Source organism: Variovorax boronicumulans (assembly GCF_009811375.1).
Taxonomy (GTDB): domain Bacteria; phylum Pseudomonadota; class Gammaproteobacteria; order Burkholderiales; family Burkholderiaceae_C; genus Variovorax; species Variovorax boronicumulans.
Window position 1 is genome coordinate 4,146,695 of sequence record NZ_BKDH01000001.1, and the last position, 20,392, is coordinate 4,167,086.

The window sequence follows — 20,392 nt, forward strand, 5'->3', positions numbered from 1 at the left end:
CCCAACCGGTTCCCACGCCTGTGACTTCCGCCGTTCGCGACTTCGACGTCCTCATTGTCGGCAGCGGCCTTGCAGGCCTCTCCGCCGCGCTGCACCTGGCCCCCACGCACCGCGTGGCCGTGCTCACCAAGCGCGCGCTGAACGACGGCTCCAGCGCCTGGGCGCAGGGCGGCATCGCGGCCGTGCTGGCGGCGGGCGACAGCTTCGACGCCCACGTGGAAGACACGCTGGTCGCCGGCGCCGGCCTGTGCGACCCCGAGGCCACGCGCTTCGTGGTCGAGGGCGCGCCACAAGCCATCGGCTGGCTGCGCGAACTGGGCGTGCCCTTCTCGGAAGAAGGCGGCGACCTGCACCTGACGCGCGAAGGCGGCCACAGCCAGCGCCGCATCGTGCACGTGACCGACGCCACCGGCGCGGCCGTGCAGCAGGTGCTGATCGAGCGCGTGCGCCGCACGCCCAACATCACGCTGTTCGAGCACCACACGCTGGTCGACCTGGTCACCGGCACCAAGCTCGGGCTGGCCGATCCGTCCTGCCAGGGCCTGTACGCGCTGGACGACGAGACCGACGAGGTGCTGGCCTTCCGCGCGCCGCACACCATCCTGGCGACCGGCGGCGCAGGCAAGGTGTATCTGTACACCACCAACCCCGACACCGCCACCGGCGACGGCATTGCCGCCGCCTGGCGCGCGGGCTGCCGGGTGTCGAACCTGGAGTTCATCCAGTTCCACCCGACCTGCCTGTACCACCCGCACGCCAAGTCGTTCCTGATCAGCGAGGCGGTGCGCGGCGAAGGCGGGCTGCTCAAGTTGCCCGACGGCACGCGCTTCATGCCCAAGCACGACGAGCGCGCCGAACTGGCGCCGCGCGACGTGGTGGCCCGCGCCATCGACTTCGAGATGAAGAAGCACGGCCTGGACTGCGTGTACCTCGACATCTCGCACCAGCCGCCCGCGTTCCTGAAGGAACACTTCCCCAACATCCTGGCGCGCTGCCTGGAGCTGGGCATCGACATCACGCGCGAGCCGATTCCCGTGGTGCCCGCTGCGCACTACACCTGCGGCGGCGTGCTCAGCGACCTGGCCGGTCGCACCGACATCCCGGGCCTGTATGCCATCGGCGAAACCGCCTGCACCGGCCTGCACGGTGCCAACCGGCTGGCCAGCAACTCGCTGGTCGAGTGCATGGTGTTCGCGCGCGCCGCGGCCGACGCCATTGCGCAGGCCCCGTCGCGCGAACGCGCCGCGCTGCCCGCCTGGGACGAAAGCCGCGTCACCGACGCCGACGAAGCCGTGGTCATCTCCCACAACTGGGACGAGCTGCGCCGCTTCATGTGGGACTACGTCGGCATCGTGCGCACCAACAAGCGCCTGGAGCGTGCGAGCCACCGCATCGCGCTGCTGCAGGCCGAGATCCAGGAGTTCTACGCGAACTTCCACGTCACGCGCGACCTGCTCGAGCTGCGCAACCTGGTGCAGGTGGCCGAGCTGATCGTGCGTTCCGCGCAGGCCCGCCACGAGAGCCGTGGCCTGCATTTCAGTCGCGATTACCCTTCGCTGGCCGAGCCCACCGCACCCACCGTGCTGGTGCCGCCGGTCTGAGAAGGTGTAAGCGAACCCACCATGCCCGCTCATCCCGCACAGACACACCCCCTCTGCGTTGCAAATGCTCGCCGTAGCCTCTGCTACGGCTGCGCTTTGCGCCTTGATGGGGCGCGCCTGCGCGGGCTGCTCGGACACGGTGGATTCACTCACACCTTCTAAGCCCACCCTTCGTCACCTTTCGATCACCCTCAGGATGCCCGGCCACCGACGCCCGCAGGGAGAAAGCCAACCATGTCGAACACCCCTACCCCACCCACCCCACCGTCCGAAGCCCCGCCCGCCTCGCCCTACGGCACGCTGCCGCCCGCCTCGCCCCTGGCGCAGCGCAAGCCCGTGAGCCTGCCGCGGCTGGCCGACATGCACGCGCGCGGCGAGAAGATCGCCATGCTCACCGCCTACGACGCCACCTTCGCGGCCATGGCCGACGCGGCCGGCATCGACTGCCTGCTGGTCGGCGACTCGCTGGGCATGGTCTGCCAGGGACTGAACAGCACCGTGGGCGTGAGCCTGGAGGCCATGCGCTATCACACCGACAGCGTCTCGCGCGGCCTGCGCCGCGTGCAGGGCACGACCTGGCTCATCGCCGACCTGCCCTTCGGCAGTTATCAAGAATCGCGCGAGCAGGCCCTGGCCAGCGCCACCGTGCTGATGCAGGCCGGCGCGCACATGGTCAAGCTCGAAGGCGGCGGCTGGACCACCGAAACGGTGCGCTTCCTGGTCGAGCGCGGCATTCCCGTGTGCGCCCACCTGGGCCTGACGCCGCAGACCGTGCATGCGCTCGGCGGCTACCGCGTGCAGGGCAAGGGCGACACCGCCGGCGCGCTGCTCAAGCAGCAGGCCCACGCGCTGCAGGACGCGGGCGCCGCCATGCTGGTGCTCGAGATGGTGCCGGCCGCGCTGGCCGCCGAACTCACCACGGAGCTGAAACACTGCGCCACCATCGGCATCGGCGCCGGCAAGGCCACCGCGGGCCAGGTGCTCGTGCTGCACGACATGCTGGGCATCAACCTCGGGAAGATGCCGAAGTTCGTGCGCAACTTCATGGCCGACGCGCCGGGCGTGCTGCCCGCGCTGCAGGCCTACGTGCAGGCCGTGAAGAACGGCAGCTTCCCCGACGACCGGCTCCACGCCTGGTAAGCACAGAAGGACACCGACCATGTACATCGCCAAGACCATCGACGAACTGCGCCAGCACCTGTCTTCCAGCCAGCGCCCCGCCTTCGTGCCCACCATGGGCAACCTGCACGAGGGCCACCTCGCGCTCGTGCGCCAGGCCAAGCCGCTGGGCGACGCCACGGTGGCGAGCATCTTCGTGAACCGCCTGCAGTTCCTGCCGCACGAAGACTTCGACACCTACCCGCGCACCTGGGACAGCGACTGCGAGAAGCTGCGCGCCGCCGGCTGCGACGTGCTGTTCGCGCCCGACGAGAAGGCGCTCTACCCCGAGCCCCAGACCTGCAAGGTGCACCCCGACCCGGCGCTGGCCGACCTGCTCGAAGGGCACTTCCGCCCCGGCTTCTTCATCGGCGTGTGCACGGTGGTGATGAAGCTGTTCCAGTGCGTGCAGCCGCGCGTGGCCGTGTTCGGCAAGAAGGACTACCAGCAGCTCATGATGATCCGCCACATGGTGCGGCAGTTCGCGCTGCCGATCGAAATCGTGGGCGGCGAGACCTTCCGCGCCGACGACGGCCTGGCGCTCTCCTCGCGCAACGGCTACCTGAGCGCCACGGAGCGCGCCGAGGCCGTGCAGCTGTCGAAGGCGCTGCGGGCCATGGCCGAGGCCGTGCGCGCCGGCGAGCGCGACGTGGCCGCCCTCGAGGCGCGCGCCATGCAATCGCTCGCGCAGCGCGGCTGGCAGCCCGACTACGTGGTGCTGCGCCGCCGCGCCGACCTGCAGGCGCCGCAACCCGGCGATGCGCTCGTGGCCCTGGCCGCCGCGCGGCTGGGCAATACGCGGCTCATCGACAACCTCGAAATCGACACCCCGCTCGCGACATGACCTACAGCGTCAAGGAAATCTTCTACACGCTGCAGGGCGAAGGCGGACAGGCCGGCATGCCGGCCGTGTTCTGCCGCTTCGCCGGCTGCAACCTCTGGACCGGCCGCGAGGAAGACCGCGACACGGCCGTCTGCCGTTTCTGCGACACCGACTTCGTCGGCACCGACGGCACATTGGGCGGCAAGTTCAAGAACGCCGACCAGCTCGCCGACACCATCGCCGCGCAATGGCCCGCCGGCGACACCGCGCACCGGCTGGTCGTGCTCACGGGCGGCGAGCCGCTGCTGCAGGTCGATGCGGCGCTGGTCGACGCACTGCACGCGCGGCACTTTCGCATCGCGGTCGAGAGCAACGGCACGGTCGCTGCGCCCACGGGCATCGACTGGCTGTGCATCAGCCCCAAGGCCGGCGCGCCCTGGGTGCAGCAGCGCGGCCAGGAGCTGAAGCTGGTGTGGCCGCAGGTCGGCATCGACCTCGATGCGATGGCACGCACGGGCGAATTCACGCACCGCTTCCTGCAGCCGATGGACGGGCCCGACCGCGTGGCGAACACCGAGCTGTGCATCGCCGAATGCATGAAGCAGCCGGTGTGGCGCCTGAGCGTGCAGACCCACAAGATCACGGGCATCCGCTGACGCGCGGCCCCTTTTTTAGTTTCGAGTTTCTTTTTTGACGATGCGCTTCACCATCAGCCAACGCTTCTTCTTCGACGCCGCCCACACGCTCAAACGCGAGATCGAGGTCGAAGGCAGCCGCCGCATTCACGGCCACACCTACCACGCGGAGGTGTGGCTGGCGGGCGAGCGCGACCCGGTGACGGGCATGGTGATCGACCTGGGCCTGCTGCGCCGCCGGCTCGAGGACGTGCGCGAGCAGCTCGACCACCACCTGCTGGACGACGTGCCGGGGCTGCATCCGCCGACGCTGGAGAACCTGTGCGTGTTCATCGCCGACGCGCTGCCCGACCTGCGGCCGTCGCTGGCGCGCGTGCGCGTGTGGCGCGAGGCGCTGGGCGACAGCTGTACGGTGGAGTTCTAAACGCCGGTCAGGCCGCGCCGATGCCGGCCACCAGGCTGCCCGGCGCCTGGCCGTTCTTCAGCCCGGCGGTGAACGCCAGCATGCGGTCGATCGGCACGCGCGCGCGCACGCCCAGCGCCGGATCGACGTGGATCTCGCCCGCGCCGGTCTCCAGCGCGTTCGCCAGTTCCACGAGCCCGTTCATCGCCATCCACGGGCAGTGCGCGCAGCTCTTGCAGGTGCCGCCGTTGCCCGCCGTGGGCGCTTCGATGAAGGTCTTGCCGGGGTTCAGCGTGCGCAGCTTGTGCAGCATGCCGGTGTCGGTTGCGACGATGAACTCGGTCGCGTCGAAGCGCTGCGCCGCGTTCAGGATCGCCGAGGTGGAGCCCACCGCGTGCGCCAGCGCGATCACGTCCGAGGGCGACTCGGGGTGCACCAGCACCTTGGCCTTCGGGTGCTCCTTCATGAGCAGCTCGAGTTCGAGCGCCTTGAATTCGTCGTGCACGATGCAGGCGCCGTTCCAGCTGACCATGTCGGCACCGGTCTGGCGACGGATGTAGTCGCCCAGGTGGCGGTCGGGGCCCCAGAGGATCTTCTGGCCGGCCGCATGCAGCGCGTTCACCACGTCGAGCGCGCAGCTGGAGGTGACGAGCCAGTCGGCGCGCGCCTTCACGGCCGCGCTGGTGTTGGCGTACACGACCACGGTGCGGTCGGGATGCTCGTCGCAGAAGGCGCTGAAGGCGTCGACCGGGCAGCCCAGGTCGAGCGAGCAGTTCGCGTCCAGGTCGGGCATCAGCACGCGCTTCTCGGGCGAGAGGATCTTCGAGGTCTCGCCCATGAAGCGCACGCCCGACACCACCAGCGTGGTGGCGGCATGGTCGCGGCCGAAGCGCGCCATCTCGAGCGAATCGCTCACGATGCCGCCGGTTTCCTCGGCCAAATCTTGCAGGTCGGGATGCACGTAGAAGTGCGACACCATCACCGCGTTGCGCTCGCGCAGCAGGCGGCGGATGCGGTCCTTCAGCGCGACGCGCTCATCGGGCGAAGGCTCGGGGGGCACGCGGGCCCAGGCGTGGCGCGTGTCGCAGACCGCGCCTTGCGCGGGCTGTTCGTAGTCGACATCGATGACGGAAGCGGTCGTCATGGCGGTTCAGTGGGTCAGGAAGCGCATCGAGTAGTCGATGGCCTTCACGTCCTTGGTCAACGCGCCGATCGAGATCCGGTCGACACCGGTCTCGGCCAGGGCGCGCAGGCCGTCGAGCGTGACGCCGCCGGAGATCTCGAGCACGGCCTTGCGGCCCTCACCCACGGCGTCGTTCAGGCGCACGGCCTCGCGCAGCGTGGGCAGGTCCATGTTGTCGAGCAGCACCATGCGGGCGCCGGCGTCCAGCGCTTCCTGCAGCTGGGCCAGGGTCTCGACCTCGACCTCGACAAAGGCGGCCTGCGCGGCCACGGGCGCCACCGCGCGCAGGGCGGCGGCCACGCCACCGGCCGCGGCGATGTGGTTTTCCTTGATGAGTACCGCGTCGTACAGGCCGATGCGGTGGTTCAACCCGCCGCCGGTGCGCACGGCGTACTTCTGCGCCAGGCGCAGGCCCGGCAGGGTCTTGCGGGTGTCGACGATGCGGGCACGGGTGCCCTTCACGGCGTCGGCGTACAGCGCGGTCTTGGTGGCGACCGCACTCAGCAGCTGCAGGAAGTTGAGCGCGGTGCGCTCGGCCGTCAGCAGCGCGCGGGCGCCACCCTGGATTTCGAGCACGGGCTGGTCGGCGGCGCAGCGCTGGCCCTCGCCGCACAGCCAGGTGATGCGCGCCTGCGGATCGAGCCGCCGCACGGTGGCCTCGACCCAGGGCGCGCCGCACACCACGGCGGTTTCGCGCGCGAGCACGCGGGCATGGGCGGGGCGGGAAGCATCGACCAGCGAGGCGGTCAGGTCGCCGTCGGCGACGTCTTCCTGCAGGGCGCGGGCGACGTCGGACTCGGCCAGCGCGGCGACGGCCGACGCCGAGAAATCAAAGCGAGGGCTCATGTCTCTGGAATCTCTAATCTTCTTCAGGAGGAATGGCGCGAGGCCGGGCCGGCGGGCGGCTGCACCGACTCGGGCACCGGATCGCGCCCGGTCAGCGCCGCGACGGCGTCGCGCGGGCTCACCTGGCCGTCGAGCAGCGCGACCACGCCTTCGGCGATGGGCATCTCGATGCCCAGGCCGCGCGCGCGCTGCACCACGGTGCGGGCGCAGTACACGCCCTCGGCCACGTGGCCCAGCGAATCGACGGCCTGCGCCAGCGTGCGGCCCTGGGCCAGCAGCAGCCCGACCTTGCGGTTGCGCGACAGGTCGCCGGTGGCGGTCAGCACGAGGTCGCCCAGGCCCGACAGGCCCATGAAGGTGTCGGCGCGAGCGCCGAGCGCCAGGCCGAAGCGGGTCATTTCAGCCAGGCCGCGGGTGATCAGCGCCGCGCGGGCGTTGAGCCCGAGCGCGAGGCCGTCGCACAGCCCGGTGGCGATGGCGAGCACGTTCTTCACGGCGCCGCCGACTTCGACGCCGACGATGTCGTCGTTGGCGTACACGCGCAGGGCCGGGCCGTGGAAGGCGTCGACCAGCGCATCGCGCACGCCGGCGTGCGGGCTGGCGGCCACCAGCGCGGTCGGGCGCCCTTCGGCGACCTCCTGCGCAAAGCTGGGGCCACTGAGCACGCCCGCCTTCAGTTCGGGAGCGACCTGGGCCCAGATCTCGTGGGCGAGCAGGCCGTAGGCGGTGGGAGAGGCATCGAGCGCGGGTTCGACGCCCTTGCACAGCCACGCCACCTGGGCGGTGGTGCCGCGCAGGGCGATCAGCTGTTCGCGCAGGGCGGCCATGGGCGTGGCCACGATGACGAGGTCGGCCCCGGCCTGCGCCTGGGCGATGTCGCCCGCGCGCACGGCCAGCGAGGCCGGCAGGGCCAGCCCGGGAAGGTAGCGGGTGTTTTCACGCGCGGCCGACATGGCGTCGGCCTGGGCGGCGTCGCGCGCCCAGAGGGTGACCTCGTGGCGGGCCGCCGCGTTGACTGCGACGGCCGTGCCCCAGGCACCGGCGCCATGAACGCAGATCTTCATCGTGCGCTGGCGGCGTCGTGCGGCCGGTTTACTGGGCCAGGGTGGGGGCAGCCTGGCCGGCGGCCTGGGCTTGCTGCTGCTCGTACATGGCCTGGAAGTTGATTTCGGCCAGGTGCACGGGCGGGAAGCCGCCGCGCTGGATCACGTCGGCGACGTTGCCGCGCAGGTACGGGTAGACGATCTGCGGGCAGGCGATGCCCAGGATCGGGCCCATCTGGTCTTCCGGCAGGTTGCGGATCTCGAAGATGCCGGCTTGCTTGGCTTCGACCAGGAACACGGTGCGGTCTTCGATCTTGGTCTGCACGGTGGCCGACACGGTGATCTCGAAGATGCCGTCGGCCACGGGCTGGGCGTCCACGCCGAGCTGGATGTCGACGGTGGGCTGCGTCTGCTCCAGCAGGATCGCGGGCGAGTTGGGTTGTTCGAGCGACAGGTCCTTGAGGTAGACGCGCTGGATCTGGAACACGGGATCTTGGGCTTGCTGGTCGGCCATGGCTGAACTTTCGAGGATCAAAACAATGCCCGCCGGGGAGAGGGTCCCGCAGCGGGCTGCAGATGAGGGAACAAACGATTATCGCCCGACGGCCCGCGCACTTTCGTGACGCCCGGCCGCGCGGGGCTTCAGGCGCCTTGCAGCAGCGGGACCAGGCCGCCGCGGCTGTCCAGGGCCATGAGGTCGTCGCAGCCGCCCACGTGGGTGTCGCCGATGAAGATCTGCGGCACCGTGCGGCGCTGGGTGATCTCCATCATGGTGGTGCGGGCTTGCGGGTCGGTGTCGATGCGGATCTCTTCGATCTGCTCGACGCCCTTGGCCTTGAGGATCTGCTTTGCACGCGTGCAGTACGGGCAGACGGCGGTGGTGTACATCTTGACGGCTTGCATGCGCTCTACCTTGGGAAGAATCAGGCTTTTTCAACCGGCAGGTTAGCCTCTTTCCAGGCCTTGAGCCCGCCAGCGACGGCTTGGGCCTGCTCGTAGCCGAGCTTCTTGGCCGTGGCCACGGCGCGCTGGGCGCGGGCGCCGGTGGCGCACACCAGCAGCAGCGGCACGTTCTTGTTCTTGACCGTGCTGGCCAGCTTCTCGTCCAGCAGGTTCAGGGGCACGTTCTTGGCGCCGATCATGTGGCCGGTCGCAAATTCTTCGGGTTCGCGCACGTCGACCAGCACCGCGCGTTCGCGGTTGATGAGCTGCACGGCGCCCTGGGCCGTCAGGGTGCCACCGCCCGCACCCCGGAGCATCGGCCAGGCCAGCATGCCGCCCGAGGTGAGCGCCATCAGGATCAGCATCCAGTTCGCGGTGACGAATTCGATCAATTTCACGGGGGTTCCTTGGATGGCAAACCCGGGATTTTAGAATGCTGGTTTTCCCACGCGCTGCCAAAGGCCTCCGACATGCACAAACTGGTACTGATCCGCCACGGCGAATCGACCTGGAACCTCGAAAACCGCTTCACCGGCTGGACCGACGTCGACCTGACCGAAACCGGCGTCGAGCAGGCCAAGCAGGCCGGCCGGCTGCTCAAGGCCGAGGGCTACGACTTCGACGTGGCCTACACCAGCGTGCTCAAGCGCGCCACCCGCACCCTCTGGCACACGCTCGACGAGCTCGACCGCACCTGGCTTCCCGTGGTGCACTCCTGGCGCCTCAACGAACGCCACTACGGCGGTCTCCAGGGCCTGAACAAGGCCGAAACCGCCAAGAAGTACGGCGACGAGCAGGTGCTGGTCTGGCGCCGCAGCTACAGCACCCCGCCGCCGCCGCTGGAAGCGGACGACCCGCGCAGCGAGCGCTCCGACGTGCGCTACGCCAAGCTCTCGCCCGAGCAGATCCCGCTGACCGAATGCCTGAAGGACACGGTGGCGCGCGTGCTGCCGTTCTGGAACGAGTCGATGGCCCCGGCCATCCGCACCGGCCGCCGCCTGGTCGTGGCCGCGCACGGCAACTCGATCCGCGCGCTGGTGAAGTACCTGGACGGCATCTCGGACGACGCCATCGTCGGCCTGAACATCCCGAACGGCATCCCGCTCGTGTACGAGCTGGACGACGACCTCAAGCCCCTGCGCCACTACTACCTGGGCGATGCCGCGGCCGCCGAAAAGGCCGCCGCCGCGGTGGCTTCGCAGGGCAAGGGCTGAAGACGTAAGCAAAAGAAGAAAACCCCGCCTGCCGGTTCCTCCGTGGAACCCCGGCAGGCAATTTGCTTCCAAGCTGTGTATATTGGTTCGACAGCCGTCGACATACAGGACATTTCACTCATGATGGGCCAGAAACTGAAGATCACCGGCTGGGTCGCCGCCGGCGCCGTTGCTGGCGTCCTGACCACCGTCTCGCTGCAGACGGTCGCGCGGGGTTCGCTCGCGCCGCTCCCGCTCGAGGAGTTGCAGCAACTCGCGGCCGTCTTCGGGATGGTCAAGAGCGACTATGTCGAAGCGGTCGACGAGAAGAAACTCATCTCGGACGCCATCTCGGGCATGGTCGCCGGGCTCGATCCGCACTCGCAGTACTTCGACAAGAAGTCCTTCAAGGAATTCCGCGAGGGCACCACGGGCCGCTTCGTCGGCGTGGGCATCGAGATCTCGCAGGAAGACGGCCTCATCAAGGTCGTCTCGCCCATCGAGGGCTCGCCGGCCTTCCGTGCCGGCCTCAAACCCAATGACCTGATCACCAAGATCGACGACACGGCCGTGCGCGGCCTGTCGCTGAACGAAGCCGTCAAGCGCATGCGCGGCGAGGCCAACACCAAGGTGCTGCTGACCATCTTCCGCAAGGACGAGAGCCGCACCTTCCCGGTCACGATCACGCGCGAGGAAATCCGTACCCAGTCGGTGCGCGGCAAGATGATCGAGCCGGGCTACGGCTGGATCCGCCTGTCGCAGTTCCAGGAACGCACGGTCGACGACTTCGTCAAGAAGATCGAGGAGCTCTACAAGGAAGACCCGAACCTCAAGGGCCTGGTGCTCGACCTGCGCAACGATCCGGGCGGCCTGCTCGACGCGGCCGTGGCGGTGTCGGCGGCCTTCCTGCCCGAGAACGTCACGGTGGTCACCACCGACGGCCAGCTGGCCGAAAGCAAGTCGATCTACAAGGCGGCGCCCGAGTACTACCAGCGCCGTTCGGGCAGCGACCCGCTGCGCAACCTGCCGGCCGCGCTCAAGAACGTGCCGCTGGTGGTGCTGGTGAACGAAGGCTCGGCCTCGGCCAGCGAGATCGTGGCCGGCGCGCTGCAGGACCACAAGCGCGCCACCATCATGGGCAGCCAGACCTTCGGCAAGGGCTCGGTGCAGACCGTGCGCCCGCTCGGCCCGGACACCGGCCTGAAGATCACCACCGCGCGCTACTACACCCCCAGCGGCACCTCGATCCAGGCCAAGGGCATCGTGCCCAACGTGCTGGTCGACGAAAGCGCCGAGGGCAGCCCCTTCGCCGCCCTGCGCATGCGCGAGGCCGACCTCGAGAAGCACCTGGCCAGCGGCCAGGGCCCCGAGGTCAAGGACCCCGAGCGTGAAAAGGCCCGCGACGAAGCCCGCAAGCGCCTCGAGGAAGAAGCCAAGAAGCCGCCGCAGGACCGCAAGGTGCCCGAGTTCGGCACCGACAAGGACTTCCCGCTGGTGCAGGCGCTCAACCGCCTGAAGGGCCAGCCGGTGCTCGTCAGCAAGACGCAGGTCATCGTCGACAACAAGGACGAGAAGAAGGAAAACTGATCCCGGCGAGCGGGCCGCACGCACCGTGCGGTTCGCGCCACCGGCGTTTTCCCCTCCCCCGCACAGGCCCAGGCAGGCGCGCATGGACGATCACGACCTGCTGCGCTATTCGCGGCACATCCTTCTCGAAGAATTCGGCATCGACGGCCAGGCGCGCGTCAGTGCCGGGCGGGTGCTCGTCATCGGCGCCGGCGGGCTGGGCTCGCCGGTGGCGCTGTACCTCGCAGCAGCGGGGGTCGGCCACATCGTGCTGGTCGACGACGACGAGGTCGATCTCACCAACCTGCAGCGGCAGGTCGCCCACACGCAGGCGCGGGTCGGCCAGCCGAAGGTCGCATCCGCCGCGCAGGCCATGCGCGACATCAACCCCGACATCGCCATCGAGACCCACGCCGTGCGCGCCGACGAGGCGCTGCTGTCGCGGCTCGTGGCTGAGGCCGACGTGGTGGTCGACTGCTGCGACAACTTCGCCACCCGGCAGGCCGTGAACCGCGCCTGCGTGGCGCACGCCAAGCCGCTGGTGGCGGGCGCGGCGATCCGCTTCGACGGCCAGCTGAGCGTGTACGACACGCGCGACGCCGCCTGCCCCTGCTACGCCTGCCTGTTCCCGCCCGAGGCCAGCTTCGAGGAAACGCGCTGCGCGGTGCTCGGCGTGTTCGGCCCGGTGGTCGGCACCATCGGCACGCTGCAGGCCAGCGAGGCGCTCAAGCTGCTGGCCGGCATCGGCCCGTCGCTGGCGGGCAAGCTGCTGATGTTCGACGGTCGCAGCACCGGCTTCGACACGCTGCGCGTCTCGCGCGACCCGCACTGCAGCGTCTGCGCGCAGCGGCCCCAGGCCGGCGCCTGAGCGCCCGCCTGCCCTCTTCTTTCTTTCGTTAAGGCTGGCGAGCCCCCTTGGCCCGCGCGGCACCGCGCGCGGCGGCCCCGGCCGTGGGCCGGTTCGCCAGTGCCAGCACGCCCGTGCAGTCGGCGTTCTCGCCGGGGCCGGTCTCGATGGTCGCGGCCAGCGCCAGCAGCGGGTTGATGGCGCCCAGCGCCAGCGCCGCCAGACCGCGGCCGGCCAGTGGCCCGATCTCGACGCCGCCCTTGGGCGCACCGAAGGTGCCGCTCACGACCAATGGCGTGCGCAGCGACAGGAAGCTCGCGCTCTTGGGCTCGGGCCGGATCACGAAGTCCAGCGTCTCTGTCGCGAGGTTGGCCTGGCCGGTGGCGGTGAAGACGGCGTTGGTGGTGTCCAGCACCAGCGTGCGCCCGTTCATCACGCCCTTGTTCACGTCGAAGGCCAGCGCCGCGCAGCGCAGCTCGACGTCGCGGTCGCCGCGCAGCAGGAACTTCAGGATGTCGCCGCCCACCAGCGTCGCGAACACGGGCATCAGGTTGCCGAACTGGCCGCGGCCCGACAGCACCGCCATGTCGCCCGACGCGCCGCCGAGCCAGCCGGCCACCGAATTGCCCGCGCCCGACAGGTTGATGCGCCCGTCGAGCCGGCCGACGCTGTTGCCCGAGTTCTCCAGCTTGGGAATGAGCCGGGCCAGCCGCAGGCCGCGCACGTCGAGCGAGGCGCGGATGTCGGCCGGCGTCTTGGTGGCGTCGATGCGGATCGCGCCCACGAGCTTGCCGTTGGCCACGCCCAGGTCCAGCGGGTCGAGCGACAGCACGCCGTCGGTCAGCCGGATCTTGACGCTGCCGCGGTCCAGCGGCACCTCGCGCACGTTGCGGATGCGCTCGGCCGTGTAGGCCACGTCGGCGTTCATGGCGTGCAGCCGCCCGAAGTCGAACGGCGTGGTCGGCAGCACCTTGCCGCCGGGCGGGCGCTTGGGCTGGGCCGAGGCGACGGGCGCCACGCCCTCCACCGCGTTGGCCGAACGCGCCGTGGGCGGCAGGCCGATCAGCGGGCCGAGGTCGTCCATGTCCATGACACGCGAGCGCAGCGTGCCCGACAGGCGCGGCACCTTGCCGGCCTGGTCGAAGGCCATATCGCCGCCGATGTCCGACAGGCCCAGCCGGCCGTTGAGCCCCGCCGCCTCCCAGAGCTTGCCGCGCTTGCGCAGCCCGCCGCTCAGCGCATAGGGCGGGGTCTGCGGCAGCACGATGCCCAGCAGCGGGTACAGCGCGCTCAGCGTCTGGCCCTTGATCTGGAACGTGGCGTCGATGCCGTCGAAGCCCGCGAGCTGGGCCACCGTGCCATTGGCCTTGAGCCGGGTCTGGCCGGCGGCGGCGTTGATCTCCAGCGGGAACGGCGGCGCACCCGCGGCGTTGATCTGCAGCACGTTGCCGGTGCGCCCGTCGGCCGTGAGCGGCTGGCCCTTGTAGCGGCCCTTGATGCGGTAGTGCAGCGGCAGCTCGCCGCGGTTGCTGTCGTAGTCCAGATCGGCGTGCACGTCGACGCCCAGGTGCTGGGCCAGAAAGTCGACGGCGCCCTTGTCGACCTGGATCAGGCCGATGGTGGGCACGGTGCCGGCGTCGGAGGTGTCCTTGCCGAAGGCCCAGGTGCGGCGCCCATCGGATTCCATCTGCAGGCCGACGGTGGGCGCGGTCAGCGCCAGGCTCGGAATGACCACCCGCTTGTCGATCAGCGGCCACAGGCGGATCTCGAAGCTCGCGCGCTCGGCCTTCACCAGGTAAGGGTCGCGCGCCCAGTCGGGGTTGGCGAACTCGATGCCGTCGAAGTGGATGGTGGCGGCCTTCCAGCCCAGGTCCACGTCGAGCCGGCGGGTGATCTCGAACTTGCGCCCGGTCTTCTCGCTCACGAAGCGGTTGAGCGGCTCGCGCAGCGTGTCCCACGGAAAGAAGGCCACGAGGAGCGCGAACGCGGTCAGCAGGACGGCGACCAGCAGCACGAAGGCCGCCAGCAGCTTCTGCCAGCGCGGCCGGGTGCGAAGGGATTGGGTTGCCATGGTCGATTCTTACCCGGATGCGCACCCGAAGCGGGTCGGCGGCGGGCCGCAGACCCCGTGCGGCTTGGCCTACGGGCAGGCACGAGGCGGCGTGGAGACAGCCGCCTGCACATGCGTCAGAACCCGCCTACAACGCGCGGCCCTTGAACCCTGCATGATCCGCTGCGGGAAAGCCTCAATGTCCATGGGCAGGCTCTCTCCTCCGCAGGGCGCTTGGACACGAGCACCTGCCCACCTCAGAGGAAGCGCGGTTCGGCATGGATTCCAGATTGCAGACCTACGTTGTCGAAGACAACCCCACGATCCGTGAAAACCTCATCGGCACTCTGGAAGAGCTCACCTGCACCACGGTCGTGGGCTTTGCGGAAACCGAGCAGCACGCGCGCGACTGGCTGCGCGACCATGCCGACGAGTGGCACCTGGCCATCGTCGATCTCTTTCTCAAACAGGGAAGTGGCCTGGGCATCCTGCAGGCCTGCCAGTCGCGCAAGCCCGGCCAGAAGGTGGTGGTGCTCAGCAACTATGCGACGCCCGACATCCGGCGCCGCTGCGCCGAGTTCGGGGTCGACGCGGTGTTCGACAAGTCGAACGAGATCGACGCACTGGTCGACTTCTGCATCCGCCAGGCCGCCGCGCTGCGGTCCGCGCCCGGCGATGCCTAGGCGCAGCTCAATCGATGAGCTTGTTCTTCAGCGCGTAGTAGGTCAGGTCGCTGTTGGAGGACAGGTTCATCTTCTCCATCAGCCGCGTGCGGTAGGTGCTCACCGTCTTCACCGACAGCGACAGCGTCTTGGCGATGTCGCCGGCGGTCTCGCCCTTGGCCAGCTTCAGGAACACCTGGAACTCGCGCTCCGAGAGCTGCTCGTGCGGCGCGGCGTCGTCCTTGCGGTCGAGCTGGCGGGCCAGCAGTTCGGCCACGGCGGGCGTGATGTAGCGCCGGCCCAGCGAAATGGTGCGAATGGCGTTCACGATCTCGATCGGATCGCATTCCTTGTTGAGGTAGCCGCTGGCGCCCTGACGGATCAGGTTCATCGCGTAGTGCTCCTCGGGGTAGCCGCTGAGGATCAGGATGCCCACGTCCGGCGCCTTGGCGCGGATCATGGCAAGGGCATCGATACCACTTTGTCCCGGCATGGAGAGATCCATCACCAGCACGTCCAGTTCGGTGGTGCGTACCAGCTCGATGGCTTCACGGCCGCTCGCTGCCTCGCCCGCCACGCGCAGGTCCACGTGCTCGGAGAAGAACTGCCGGAGGCCCGATCGCACGATGGCGTGGTCGTCCACAATTCCAATTTTGATCATCTGTTACTTTCGTCGTTGTGCCGCAGCTTTGGAAGCCGCAGCATGCCGGTCCCTGATTGTTATCAATTATTCACGAAGTTGCATTGAATGCGACCCTAAGGGTGTCATGCACTGGTTAGCCCCCCAAAAAATGGCCGTGAGCCTGTTGCTCGCGGCGCTGGCCGCACTGGCCCTCGTGGGCATCAACGAGGCAGGATACCGGCAATCGAGCCGCGCCCTGGCGGACATCGACGAGGCGCAGCAGATCCGCGGCACGCTCAACCAGATCCTGCAGAACATGCTGGACGCCGAAACCGGCCAGCGCGGCTTCCTGCTCACGGGTGAAGCCGCCTACCGCCAGCCCTACGACATCGCGGTCAAGCAGGTGGACGGCAACCTGGCCACGCTGCGCCAGCTGTACGCCGAACGCCCGGCCGAGCGCACCCAGCTGTCCGAGCTGTCCAAGCACGTGCTGCGCAAGATCGCCGAGATGGACATGAGCGTGCGGCTGCGCCACGAGGGCAACGAGGACGCCTGGAAGTTCGTCATGACCACCGACGTCGGGCGCGAGGAGATGGAAGCCATCCGCGCCACCGCCAACGAGCTGGTGAAGACCAGCAACGCGACGCTGCAGGCCGGCCAGCTGCAGGTGATGAAGTCGCTGCAGCTGGCACGCGTCGGCACCGGCATCGTGGCGCTCGCGGCGCTGATCGCCTTCTTCCTGTACCTGCGCCAGACGCACGCGCTGCGCTCCGTGGGCGAGCGCCAGCAGGAAGCGCTGCAACGCGAACGCAACGCGCTCGAGGACGAGGTGCGCGAGCGCACCGCCTCGCTGGCCGAGCTCGCCACCCACCTGCAGGACGTGCGCGAGACCGAGCGCGGCTACCTGGCGCGCGAACTGCACGACGAGCTGGGCTCGTTGCTCACGGCCGCCAAGCTCGACGTGGCGCGGCTGAAGTCGCGGCTGGCCGACTCGCCCGACGCCATTCAGCGGCTGCAGCATCTGACCGAGCTGCTCAACAGCGGCATCGCGCTGAAGCGCCGCATCATCGAGGACCTGCGGCCTTCGTCGCTCTCCAACCTCGGGCTGGTCGCCTCGCTGGAAATCCTGGGGCGCGAGTTCGGGGAGCGCTCGGGGCTGGAGATCGAGATGGCGCTGGAACCGGTGACCATGGACGAGTCGCGTCAGCTCACGATCTACCGCATGGTGCAGGAGAGCCTGACCAACATCGGCAAGTACGCCGAGGCCAGCGAAGCCACCATCGTGCTGAAGAACTACGCCAACCACGTGATCGTGGAGGTGGCCGACAACGGCAAGGGCTTCGACGCGCAGCGCATGCGCCCGTCGACGCACGGCCTGGCGGGCATGCGCCACCGGGTCGAGGCGGCGCGCGGCAAGCTCACCATCACCTCGGCGCCCGGCCAGGGTACGCGGCTCACCGCGATGCTGCCGGTGGTGAAGCCGGCACCGCAGGCCGGCACGCCGGCGAGCCCCGACACCCCCGCGTCGCGCGGCGCCTGACGCAGGCGCTGGCATTTCTTCACGCCCCGGGCCTGCGGCGACTCGGTCGCCTCCTACGCACCCCCGCCCCGGTCGCTGACAGGGCCGATGCGGCCCTGCCCTTAAGGTGGGTCCTGTGTCATCCGGCACCGGGCCGCGTCTTCAGCGATGCGCCCGGATGCATGGTTTCAAACCACAAAGAGGGAAGCCTCGAAGGAGTTCCGCATGCTGCACTACGCCGTGGTATTTCTGGTCATCGCACTCATCGCTGCCGTGTTCGGCTTCGGTGGCATTGCCGCCAGCGCGGTGGGGATCGCCAAGGTCCTTTTCATCATCTTTGCCGTGCTCGCCATCGCCAGCTTCCTGGCCGGCTTGCTACGACGCAAGTAGCGTAGTTACGATCCATAGGCTCCCGCATTTCATCTTCCCGGAAAGGACTCTCCCATGAACACGACCAAGACCCCTTCGCAACTCGCCGACGACGTGCGCCAGACCGCCCAGGAAGCGGCCGAAACCACCCGCGCCTACGCTCAGAACGCGGTGAATGCGGCGGGCGAAAAGGTCCGCGAACTGCGCCGCGACGCCGAACCGGGCGTCGAGCAGTTGGCCGCACGCGTGCAGCAAGCTGTGCAACGCGGCCTCGACGCCGCTTCGACCACCAGCGCCCGCGCGCACCGCCGCATCGAACAGGCCGCCGACGTGACGGGCCGCTACATCTCCGACCAGCCCGTGCGCTCGGTGCTGCTGGCCGCCGCGGCCGGCGCCGCCATCACGGCACTGATCGTGCTGGCCAGCCGCCGCAACCGCGACGACTACTGATCCGTTGCATCGCCACTGACTGACCGACCGACCCCGCCCGACCACCCTCGCACATGCTTCATCCGATCTTCTCGACGGTGCTCGGGCACCCGGAACTCATTGCCGATCACATCGCCAACTACGCAGCCCTTGTCCGGCAGGAGAGTGCCGTGGCGGGGCGCGGCCTGGTTGCCCGACTGGTCGCGGGCGTTCTGGCCGTGGCCACCGCCGTGCTCGCCCTCGGGCTGATCGGCGTGGCCGTGCTGCTCGGCGTGCTGCACGGCAGCTTCCACTGGGTGCTGGTGGCCGTGCCTGCCGTGGCGGTGGTCATCGCGGCGATCTGCACCTGGATCGCCACCCGCCCGAGCCCGAACTACGGCTTCGACGATCTGCGTGCCCAGCTGGCCGCGGACCTCGACGCGCTGCATGCCGCCGGAGCCCGCCATGAGCAGCCCTGATCCCCGCCGCCCTGCCGCACCGCAACTCACGCCGCAACAGCGGCTGGCCCTGTCGCGCCGCGCACTCGTGCGGCAACTGAACGGCGGCGAGCCGGACGCACCGGCGCCCCATCGCGCCTTGGCTGCCGGTGACACCGACGACGATCTCGAATACGCACACACCGACGCCGGCGATGCGCCGCCCGCCTCGCCGGGGCGCCGCCACAACGTCTGGAGCGCGATGGCGCGCGGCGTGGTGCAGCGCTGGTGGCGCCGCCATCCCGCGCACGCGGCGGGCCAGCTGGCCCGCCCCCTGCTCGAACACTACGCCCGCACCGAGCCCGTCAAGCTCATGGCCGCCGCGGCCGCCACGGGCTCGCTGCTGGTGCTCGTGCGGCCCTGGCGGCTGCTCTCGGCCACGGCCGTGATCGCGGCGGTGCTCAAGACCTCCGACGTGGCCGACCTGGTCAACACGCTGCTGCAGAAGCCTGCGCGCCCTCCCCGGCAAGACCCGCCCTGACGTCACGCCAACGCGTGGCATGCAGACAAGAAAAAGCCCGGTCGAACCGGGCTTTTTGCTGGGCGCGGCGCAAGGGCCGGTCAGCCCTTCACTTCGAGCTGGTTGTTCACCGACTTCACGCCCTGCACGGCCTTGGCGATCTCCTCGGCGCGCGACTTGGCGGCGGCCGTCGGGGCCGGACCCTTGAGGCTCACGGCGCCGCCCTTGGTGTCGACGTCGATCTTGATCGCGCTCAGGTCCGGGTCCTTGGCCAGGCCGGCCGAGACCGAGGCGGTGATCGCGGCGTCGTCGACCGTGGCGGTCACGGCGGCGGTGGCGTCCTTGGCGGCTTCCTTCACATCGGCGGTGGCGCCGGCCATGCCGGTCTTGGCGTCGGCCGCGGCCTGTTCGGTCTTGGCCTTGGCATCGGAGGCCGCCTGCTCGGTCTTGGCGACGGCGCTGTCGAGCTTCTCACCGGCGGTCTGGTTGCCCGGCTTGTCGCAGGCGGCCAGGGTCAGCGCGGCGCCGGCTGCGAGCACGGCGAGCCAGGTGCGCGAGGTGGCAAAGGGAGCGAGGGAACGGTTCGACGTTGTCATGGGAAATCCTCCTGCGGTCGGAATGGGTGCATGGACCGGCTTGGTCCACGCCAGTCAATCTAGTCCCCACCGCCCGCGCCCGGGTGTCGCCGCAGGCCCGAAGCGCTGTAGGACAAGCAAGCGACGGCAGGCGGCTCAGGCGCTGACGATCCAGCCTTCGAGCGGGTCCATGGCCCCCGGCAATCCATAGCCCGGCCCGGGGCTATCGGCGCGCTGGCGGGCCCAAGCGGCCTGCAGCAGGCACAGCACGGCGTCGAGTTCATCGCCCTTGGCGTCGGCGCACAGCCCGTCGCGCTGCGCGACCGTGAGTTGGAGGCGCAGGCCGAGCCGCGTGCGCCCGGATTCCAGCGCGGCCAGCAGGTCGGCGCGCGCGGCTTCGCGTTCGGGCGACTGGCGCGCGAGGTCGTCGCTCTTGTAGCTGCGCCGGCCGATCAGCTCGCGGGCCAGCAGCCCGGGATACGCCTCCAGCGCGATGCGTTCCTTGTGGGTGCCCGCGTGCAGGCCCGGCAAGGTGGCGCCGGCGGCGAGCAGGCGCGGCACGCCGGCGTGCAGCATGTAGGCGACCGGCGGGTTCACCCACTTCATCGACGGGCTCGAGCCGGCCGGCGCATCGGTCGCACGGTGCGCGAACTTGCCGCCGACCGGACGCGCCGCGCAGAAGGCGGCGAAGGTGTCGCGGATCTCGGCGCGGCTCAGGCCGGCGTAGTGGGCGATCAGCGCGTCCCACGCGGTCGGCCACTGCAGGTGCTCGACCAGTTCGCGCGGCAGGCCGAAGGGAAAGTCGAAACCGCCGACCCAGGCGGGCGTGCTGCTGTCGAGCCACTGGCCCCAGGCGTCGAGCGTGGCGAAGCGGTGCAGGCCGGTCAGCGTGACGACGTCCGGGCCGGCCAGCTCACCGACGGCCACGACGATGGGCTTGCGGGCGGTCGGTGCGCTCGAGAAATCGCAGCCGAAGAGCATCGCCCGCCT

General features: G+C 69.6%; 24 protein-coding genes. 14 read left to right on the top strand and 10 right to left on the bottom strand.

Annotation, left to right across the window (positions count from 1 at the left end):
* Positions 1 to 20 precede the first annotated feature (20 nt).
* From nadB to VHAB30_RS19125, 5 genes are all read left to right on the top strand, one after another.
* On the top strand, positions 21 to 1,601 hold the full coding sequence (nadB, locus tag VHAB30_RS19105; RefSeq protein WP_159278151.1) for an L-aspartate oxidase: 1,581 nt from the start codon (positions 21 to 23) through the stop codon (positions 1,599 to 1,601).
* A 234-nt stretch (positions 1,602 to 1,835) separates the two neighbouring features.
* Entirely contained in the window at positions 1,836 to 2,741 is a 906-nt protein-coding gene (gene panB, locus VHAB30_RS19110; RefSeq protein WP_159278152.1) for a 3-methyl-2-oxobutanoate hydroxymethyltransferase, read from the top strand.
* A gap of 19 nt (positions 2,742 to 2,760) precedes the next feature.
* Positions 2,761 to 3,603 (top strand): pantoate--beta-alanine ligase, encoded by an 843-nt coding sequence (gene panC / locus VHAB30_RS19115; protein ID WP_159278153.1) that lies wholly within the window; start codon positions 2,761 to 2,763, stop codon positions 3,601 to 3,603.
* A complete protein-coding gene (gene queE / locus VHAB30_RS19120; RefSeq protein ID WP_159278154.1) occupies positions 3,600 to 4,238 on the top strand; it encodes a 7-carboxy-7-deazaguanine synthase in 639 nt (212 codons plus the stop codon). The genes panC and queE overlap by 4 nt, the downstream gene beginning before the upstream one ends.
* Positions 4,239 to 4,278: 40 nt before the next feature.
* The gene (locus tag VHAB30_RS19125; protein ID WP_062477101.1) at positions 4,279 to 4,641 is read left to right on the top strand and encodes a 6-carboxytetrahydropterin synthase; all 363 of its coding nucleotides are present in this window, start codon (positions 4,279 to 4,281) and stop codon (positions 4,639 to 4,641) included.
* 7 nt (positions 4,642 to 4,648) lie between these two features.
* On the opposite strand, the gene nadA is transcribed toward VHAB30_RS19125, so the two are convergent.
* The 6 genes from nadA to VHAB30_RS19155 form a co-directional block, all read right to left on the bottom strand.
* Positions 4,649 to 5,764: a quinolinate synthase NadA gene (gene nadA, locus VHAB30_RS19130; RefSeq protein ID WP_159274944.1), complete on the bottom strand. Its 1,116-nt coding sequence runs from the start codon at positions 5,762 to 5,764 to the stop codon at positions 4,649 to 4,651.
* 6 nt (positions 5,765 to 5,770) lie between these two features.
* Complete coding sequence (nadC, locus tag VHAB30_RS19135) at positions 5,771 to 6,649, bottom strand: carboxylating nicotinate-nucleotide diphosphorylase (RefSeq protein ID WP_159278155.1); 879 nt, start codon at positions 6,647 to 6,649, stop codon at positions 5,771 to 5,773.
* Positions 6,650 to 6,672: 23 nt separating this feature from the next.
* Positions 6,673 to 7,713, bottom strand: a complete 1,041-nt coding sequence (locus VHAB30_RS19140; protein WP_159278156.1) for an NAD(P)H-dependent glycerol-3-phosphate dehydrogenase — start codon at positions 7,711 to 7,713, stop codon at positions 6,673 to 6,675.
* A 28-nt stretch (positions 7,714 to 7,741) separates the two neighbouring features.
* Positions 7,742 to 8,206 carry a protein-export chaperone SecB gene (gene secB / locus VHAB30_RS19145; RefSeq protein ID WP_056578332.1) on the bottom strand — a complete coding sequence of 155 codons (465 nt, stop codon included), beginning with the start codon at positions 8,204 to 8,206 and terminating at the stop codon, positions 7,742 to 7,744.
* Positions 8,207 to 8,334: 128 nt separating this feature from the next.
* A complete protein-coding gene (gene grxC / locus VHAB30_RS19150) occupies positions 8,335 to 8,595 on the bottom strand; it encodes a glutaredoxin 3 (protein ID WP_062477087.1) in 261 nt (86 codons plus the stop codon).
* Positions 8,596 to 8,615: 20 nt separating this feature from the next.
* On the bottom strand, positions 8,616 to 8,999 hold the full coding sequence (locus VHAB30_RS19155) for a rhodanese-like domain-containing protein (protein WP_370681259.1): 384 nt from the start codon (positions 8,997 to 8,999) through the stop codon (positions 8,616 to 8,618).
* A 105-nt stretch (positions 9,000 to 9,104) separates the two neighbouring features.
* On the opposite strand from VHAB30_RS19155, the gene gpmA reads away from it, so the two are divergent.
* The 3 genes from gpmA (at position 9,105) to VHAB30_RS19170 (ending at position 12,261) form a co-directional block, all read left to right on the top strand.
* On the top strand, positions 9,105 to 9,848 hold the full coding sequence (gene gpmA, locus VHAB30_RS19160; protein WP_013543140.1) for a 2,3-diphosphoglycerate-dependent phosphoglycerate mutase: 744 nt from the start codon (positions 9,105 to 9,107) through the stop codon (positions 9,846 to 9,848).
* Between the two features lie 123 nt (positions 9,849 to 9,971).
* On the top strand, positions 9,972 to 11,414 hold the full coding sequence (locus tag VHAB30_RS19165; protein WP_062477129.1) for a S41 family peptidase: 1,443 nt from the start codon (positions 9,972 to 9,974) through the stop codon (positions 11,412 to 11,414).
* A gap of 82 nt (positions 11,415 to 11,496) precedes the next feature.
* The gene (locus tag VHAB30_RS19170; protein ID WP_159278157.1) at positions 11,497 to 12,261 is read left to right on the top strand and encodes a HesA/MoeB/ThiF family protein; all 765 of its coding nucleotides are present in this window, start codon (positions 11,497 to 11,499) and stop codon (positions 12,259 to 12,261) included.
* A 28-nt stretch (positions 12,262 to 12,289) separates the two neighbouring features.
* Here VHAB30_RS19170 and VHAB30_RS19175 read toward each other — a convergent pair whose 3' ends face one another.
* Positions 12,290 to 14,311 carry an AsmA family protein gene (locus tag VHAB30_RS19175; RefSeq protein ID WP_159278158.1) on the bottom strand — a complete coding sequence of 674 codons (2,022 nt, stop codon included), beginning with the start codon at positions 14,309 to 14,311 and terminating at the stop codon, positions 12,290 to 12,292.
* A 257-nt stretch (positions 14,312 to 14,568) separates the two neighbouring features.
* On the opposite strand from VHAB30_RS19175, the gene VHAB30_RS19180 reads away from it, so the two are divergent.
* Positions 14,569 to 14,973 (top strand): response regulator, encoded by a 405-nt coding sequence (locus VHAB30_RS19180; RefSeq protein WP_095743933.1) that lies wholly within the window; start codon positions 14,569 to 14,571, stop codon positions 14,971 to 14,973.
* A 7-nt stretch (positions 14,974 to 14,980) separates the two neighbouring features.
* On the opposite strand, the gene VHAB30_RS19185 is transcribed toward VHAB30_RS19180, so the two are convergent.
* Entirely contained in the window at positions 14,981 to 15,613 is a 633-nt protein-coding gene (locus VHAB30_RS19185; RefSeq protein ID WP_007837167.1) for a response regulator, read from the bottom strand.
* 130 nt (positions 15,614 to 15,743) lie between these two features.
* On the opposite strand from VHAB30_RS19185, the gene VHAB30_RS19190 reads away from it, so the two are divergent.
* The 5 genes from VHAB30_RS19190 (at position 15,744) to VHAB30_RS19210 (ending at position 18,848) form a co-directional block, all read left to right on the top strand.
* Positions 15,744 to 17,114, top strand: a complete 1,371-nt coding sequence (locus VHAB30_RS19190; protein WP_062477077.1) for a CHASE3 domain-containing protein — start codon at positions 15,744 to 15,746, stop codon at positions 17,112 to 17,114.
* Between the two features lie 204 nt (positions 17,115 to 17,318).
* On the top strand, positions 17,319 to 17,483 hold the full coding sequence (locus VHAB30_RS19195; RefSeq protein ID WP_070063586.1) for a DUF1328 domain-containing protein: 165 nt from the start codon (positions 17,319 to 17,321) through the stop codon (positions 17,481 to 17,483).
* Between the two features lie 54 nt (positions 17,484 to 17,537).
* Positions 17,538 to 17,912, top strand: a complete 375-nt coding sequence (locus VHAB30_RS19200) for a hypothetical protein (RefSeq protein ID WP_062477074.1) — start codon at positions 17,538 to 17,540, stop codon at positions 17,910 to 17,912.
* A gap of 53 nt (positions 17,913 to 17,965) precedes the next feature.
* Positions 17,966 to 18,349 (top strand): hypothetical protein, encoded by a 384-nt coding sequence (locus VHAB30_RS19205; protein ID WP_062477071.1) that lies wholly within the window; start codon positions 17,966 to 17,968, stop codon positions 18,347 to 18,349.
* Entirely contained in the window at positions 18,336 to 18,848 is a 513-nt protein-coding gene (locus VHAB30_RS19210) for a hypothetical protein (RefSeq protein WP_159278159.1), read from the top strand. The genes VHAB30_RS19205 and VHAB30_RS19210 overlap by 14 nt, the downstream gene beginning before the upstream one ends.
* Positions 18,849 to 18,928: 80 nt before the next feature.
* Here VHAB30_RS19210 and VHAB30_RS19215 read toward each other — a convergent pair whose 3' ends face one another.
* Positions 18,929 to 19,423, bottom strand: a complete 495-nt coding sequence (locus VHAB30_RS19215; RefSeq protein WP_062477068.1) for a BON domain-containing protein — start codon at positions 19,421 to 19,423, stop codon at positions 18,929 to 18,931.
* Positions 19,424 to 19,558: 135 nt separating this feature from the next.
* Positions 19,559 to 20,383, bottom strand: coding sequence for a DUF429 domain-containing protein (locus tag VHAB30_RS19220; protein WP_159278160.1), 825 nt, complete (start codon positions 20,381 to 20,383; stop codon positions 19,559 to 19,561).
* Positions 20,384 to 20,392 lie beyond the last annotated feature (9 nt).

Coding starts and splice junctions, on each gene's coding strand:
- VHAB30_RS19165 (WP_062477129.1), top strand. CDS start 9,972: ATGGGCCAGAAACTGAAGATCACCGGCTGGGTCGCCGCCGGCGCCGTT.
- VHAB30_RS19140 (WP_159278156.1), bottom strand. CDS start 7,713: ATGAAGATCTGCGTTCATGGCGCCGGTGCCTGGGGCACGGCCGTCGCA.
- VHAB30_RS19200 (WP_062477074.1), top strand. CDS start 17,538: ATGAACACGACCAAGACCCCTTCGCAACTCGCCGACGACGTGCGCCAG.
- queE (WP_159278154.1), top strand. CDS start 3,600: ATGACCTACAGCGTCAAGGAAATCTTCTACACGCTGCAGGGCGAAGGC.
- VHAB30_RS19220 (WP_159278160.1), bottom strand. CDS start 20,383: ATGCTCTTCGGCTGCGATTTCTCGAGCGCACCGACCGCCCGCAAGCCC.
- VHAB30_RS19180 (WP_095743933.1), top strand. CDS start 14,569: ATGGATTCCAGATTGCAGACCTACGTTGTCGAAGACAACCCCACGATC.
- panC (WP_159278153.1), top strand. CDS start 2,761: ATGTACATCGCCAAGACCATCGACGAACTGCGCCAGCACCTGTCTTCC.
- panB (WP_159278152.1), top strand. CDS start 1,836: ATGTCGAACACCCCTACCCCACCCACCCCACCGTCCGAAGCCCCGCCC.
- VHAB30_RS19125 (WP_062477101.1), top strand. CDS start 4,279: ATGCGCTTCACCATCAGCCAACGCTTCTTCTTCGACGCCGCCCACACG.
- VHAB30_RS19185 (WP_007837167.1), bottom strand. CDS start 15,613: ATGATCAAAATTGGAATTGTGGACGACCACGCCATCGTGCGATCGGGC.
- nadA (WP_159274944.1), bottom strand. CDS start 5,764: ATGACGACCGCTTCCGTCATCGATGTCGACTACGAACAGCCCGCGCAA.
- nadC (WP_159278155.1), bottom strand. CDS start 6,649: ATGAGCCCTCGCTTTGATTTCTCGGCGTCGGCCGTCGCCGCGCTGGCC.
- VHAB30_RS19190 (WP_062477077.1), top strand. CDS start 15,744: ATGGCCGTGAGCCTGTTGCTCGCGGCGCTGGCCGCACTGGCCCTCGTG.
- VHAB30_RS19205 (WP_062477071.1), top strand. CDS start 17,966: ATGCTTCATCCGATCTTCTCGACGGTGCTCGGGCACCCGGAACTCATT.
- VHAB30_RS19155 (WP_370681259.1), bottom strand. CDS start 8,999: ATGCTGATCCTGATGGCGCTCACCTCGGGCGGCATGCTGGCCTGGCCG.
- grxC (WP_062477087.1), bottom strand. CDS start 8,595: ATGCAAGCCGTCAAGATGTACACCACCGCCGTCTGCCCGTACTGCACG.
- VHAB30_RS19215 (WP_062477068.1), bottom strand. CDS start 19,423: ATGACAACGTCGAACCGTTCCCTCGCTCCCTTTGCCACCTCGCGCACC.
- VHAB30_RS19170 (WP_159278157.1), top strand. CDS start 11,497: ATGGACGATCACGACCTGCTGCGCTATTCGCGGCACATCCTTCTCGAA.
- VHAB30_RS19175 (WP_159278158.1), bottom strand. CDS start 14,311: ATGGCAACCCAATCCCTTCGCACCCGGCCGCGCTGGCAGAAGCTGCTG.
- gpmA (WP_013543140.1), top strand. CDS start 9,105: ATGCACAAACTGGTACTGATCCGCCACGGCGAATCGACCTGGAACCTC.
- VHAB30_RS19210 (WP_159278159.1), top strand. CDS start 18,336: ATGAGCAGCCCTGATCCCCGCCGCCCTGCCGCACCGCAACTCACGCCG.
- VHAB30_RS19195 (WP_070063586.1), top strand. CDS start 17,319: ATGCTGCACTACGCCGTGGTATTTCTGGTCATCGCACTCATCGCTGCC.
- secB (WP_056578332.1), bottom strand. CDS start 8,206: ATGGCCGACCAGCAAGCCCAAGATCCCGTGTTCCAGATCCAGCGCGTC.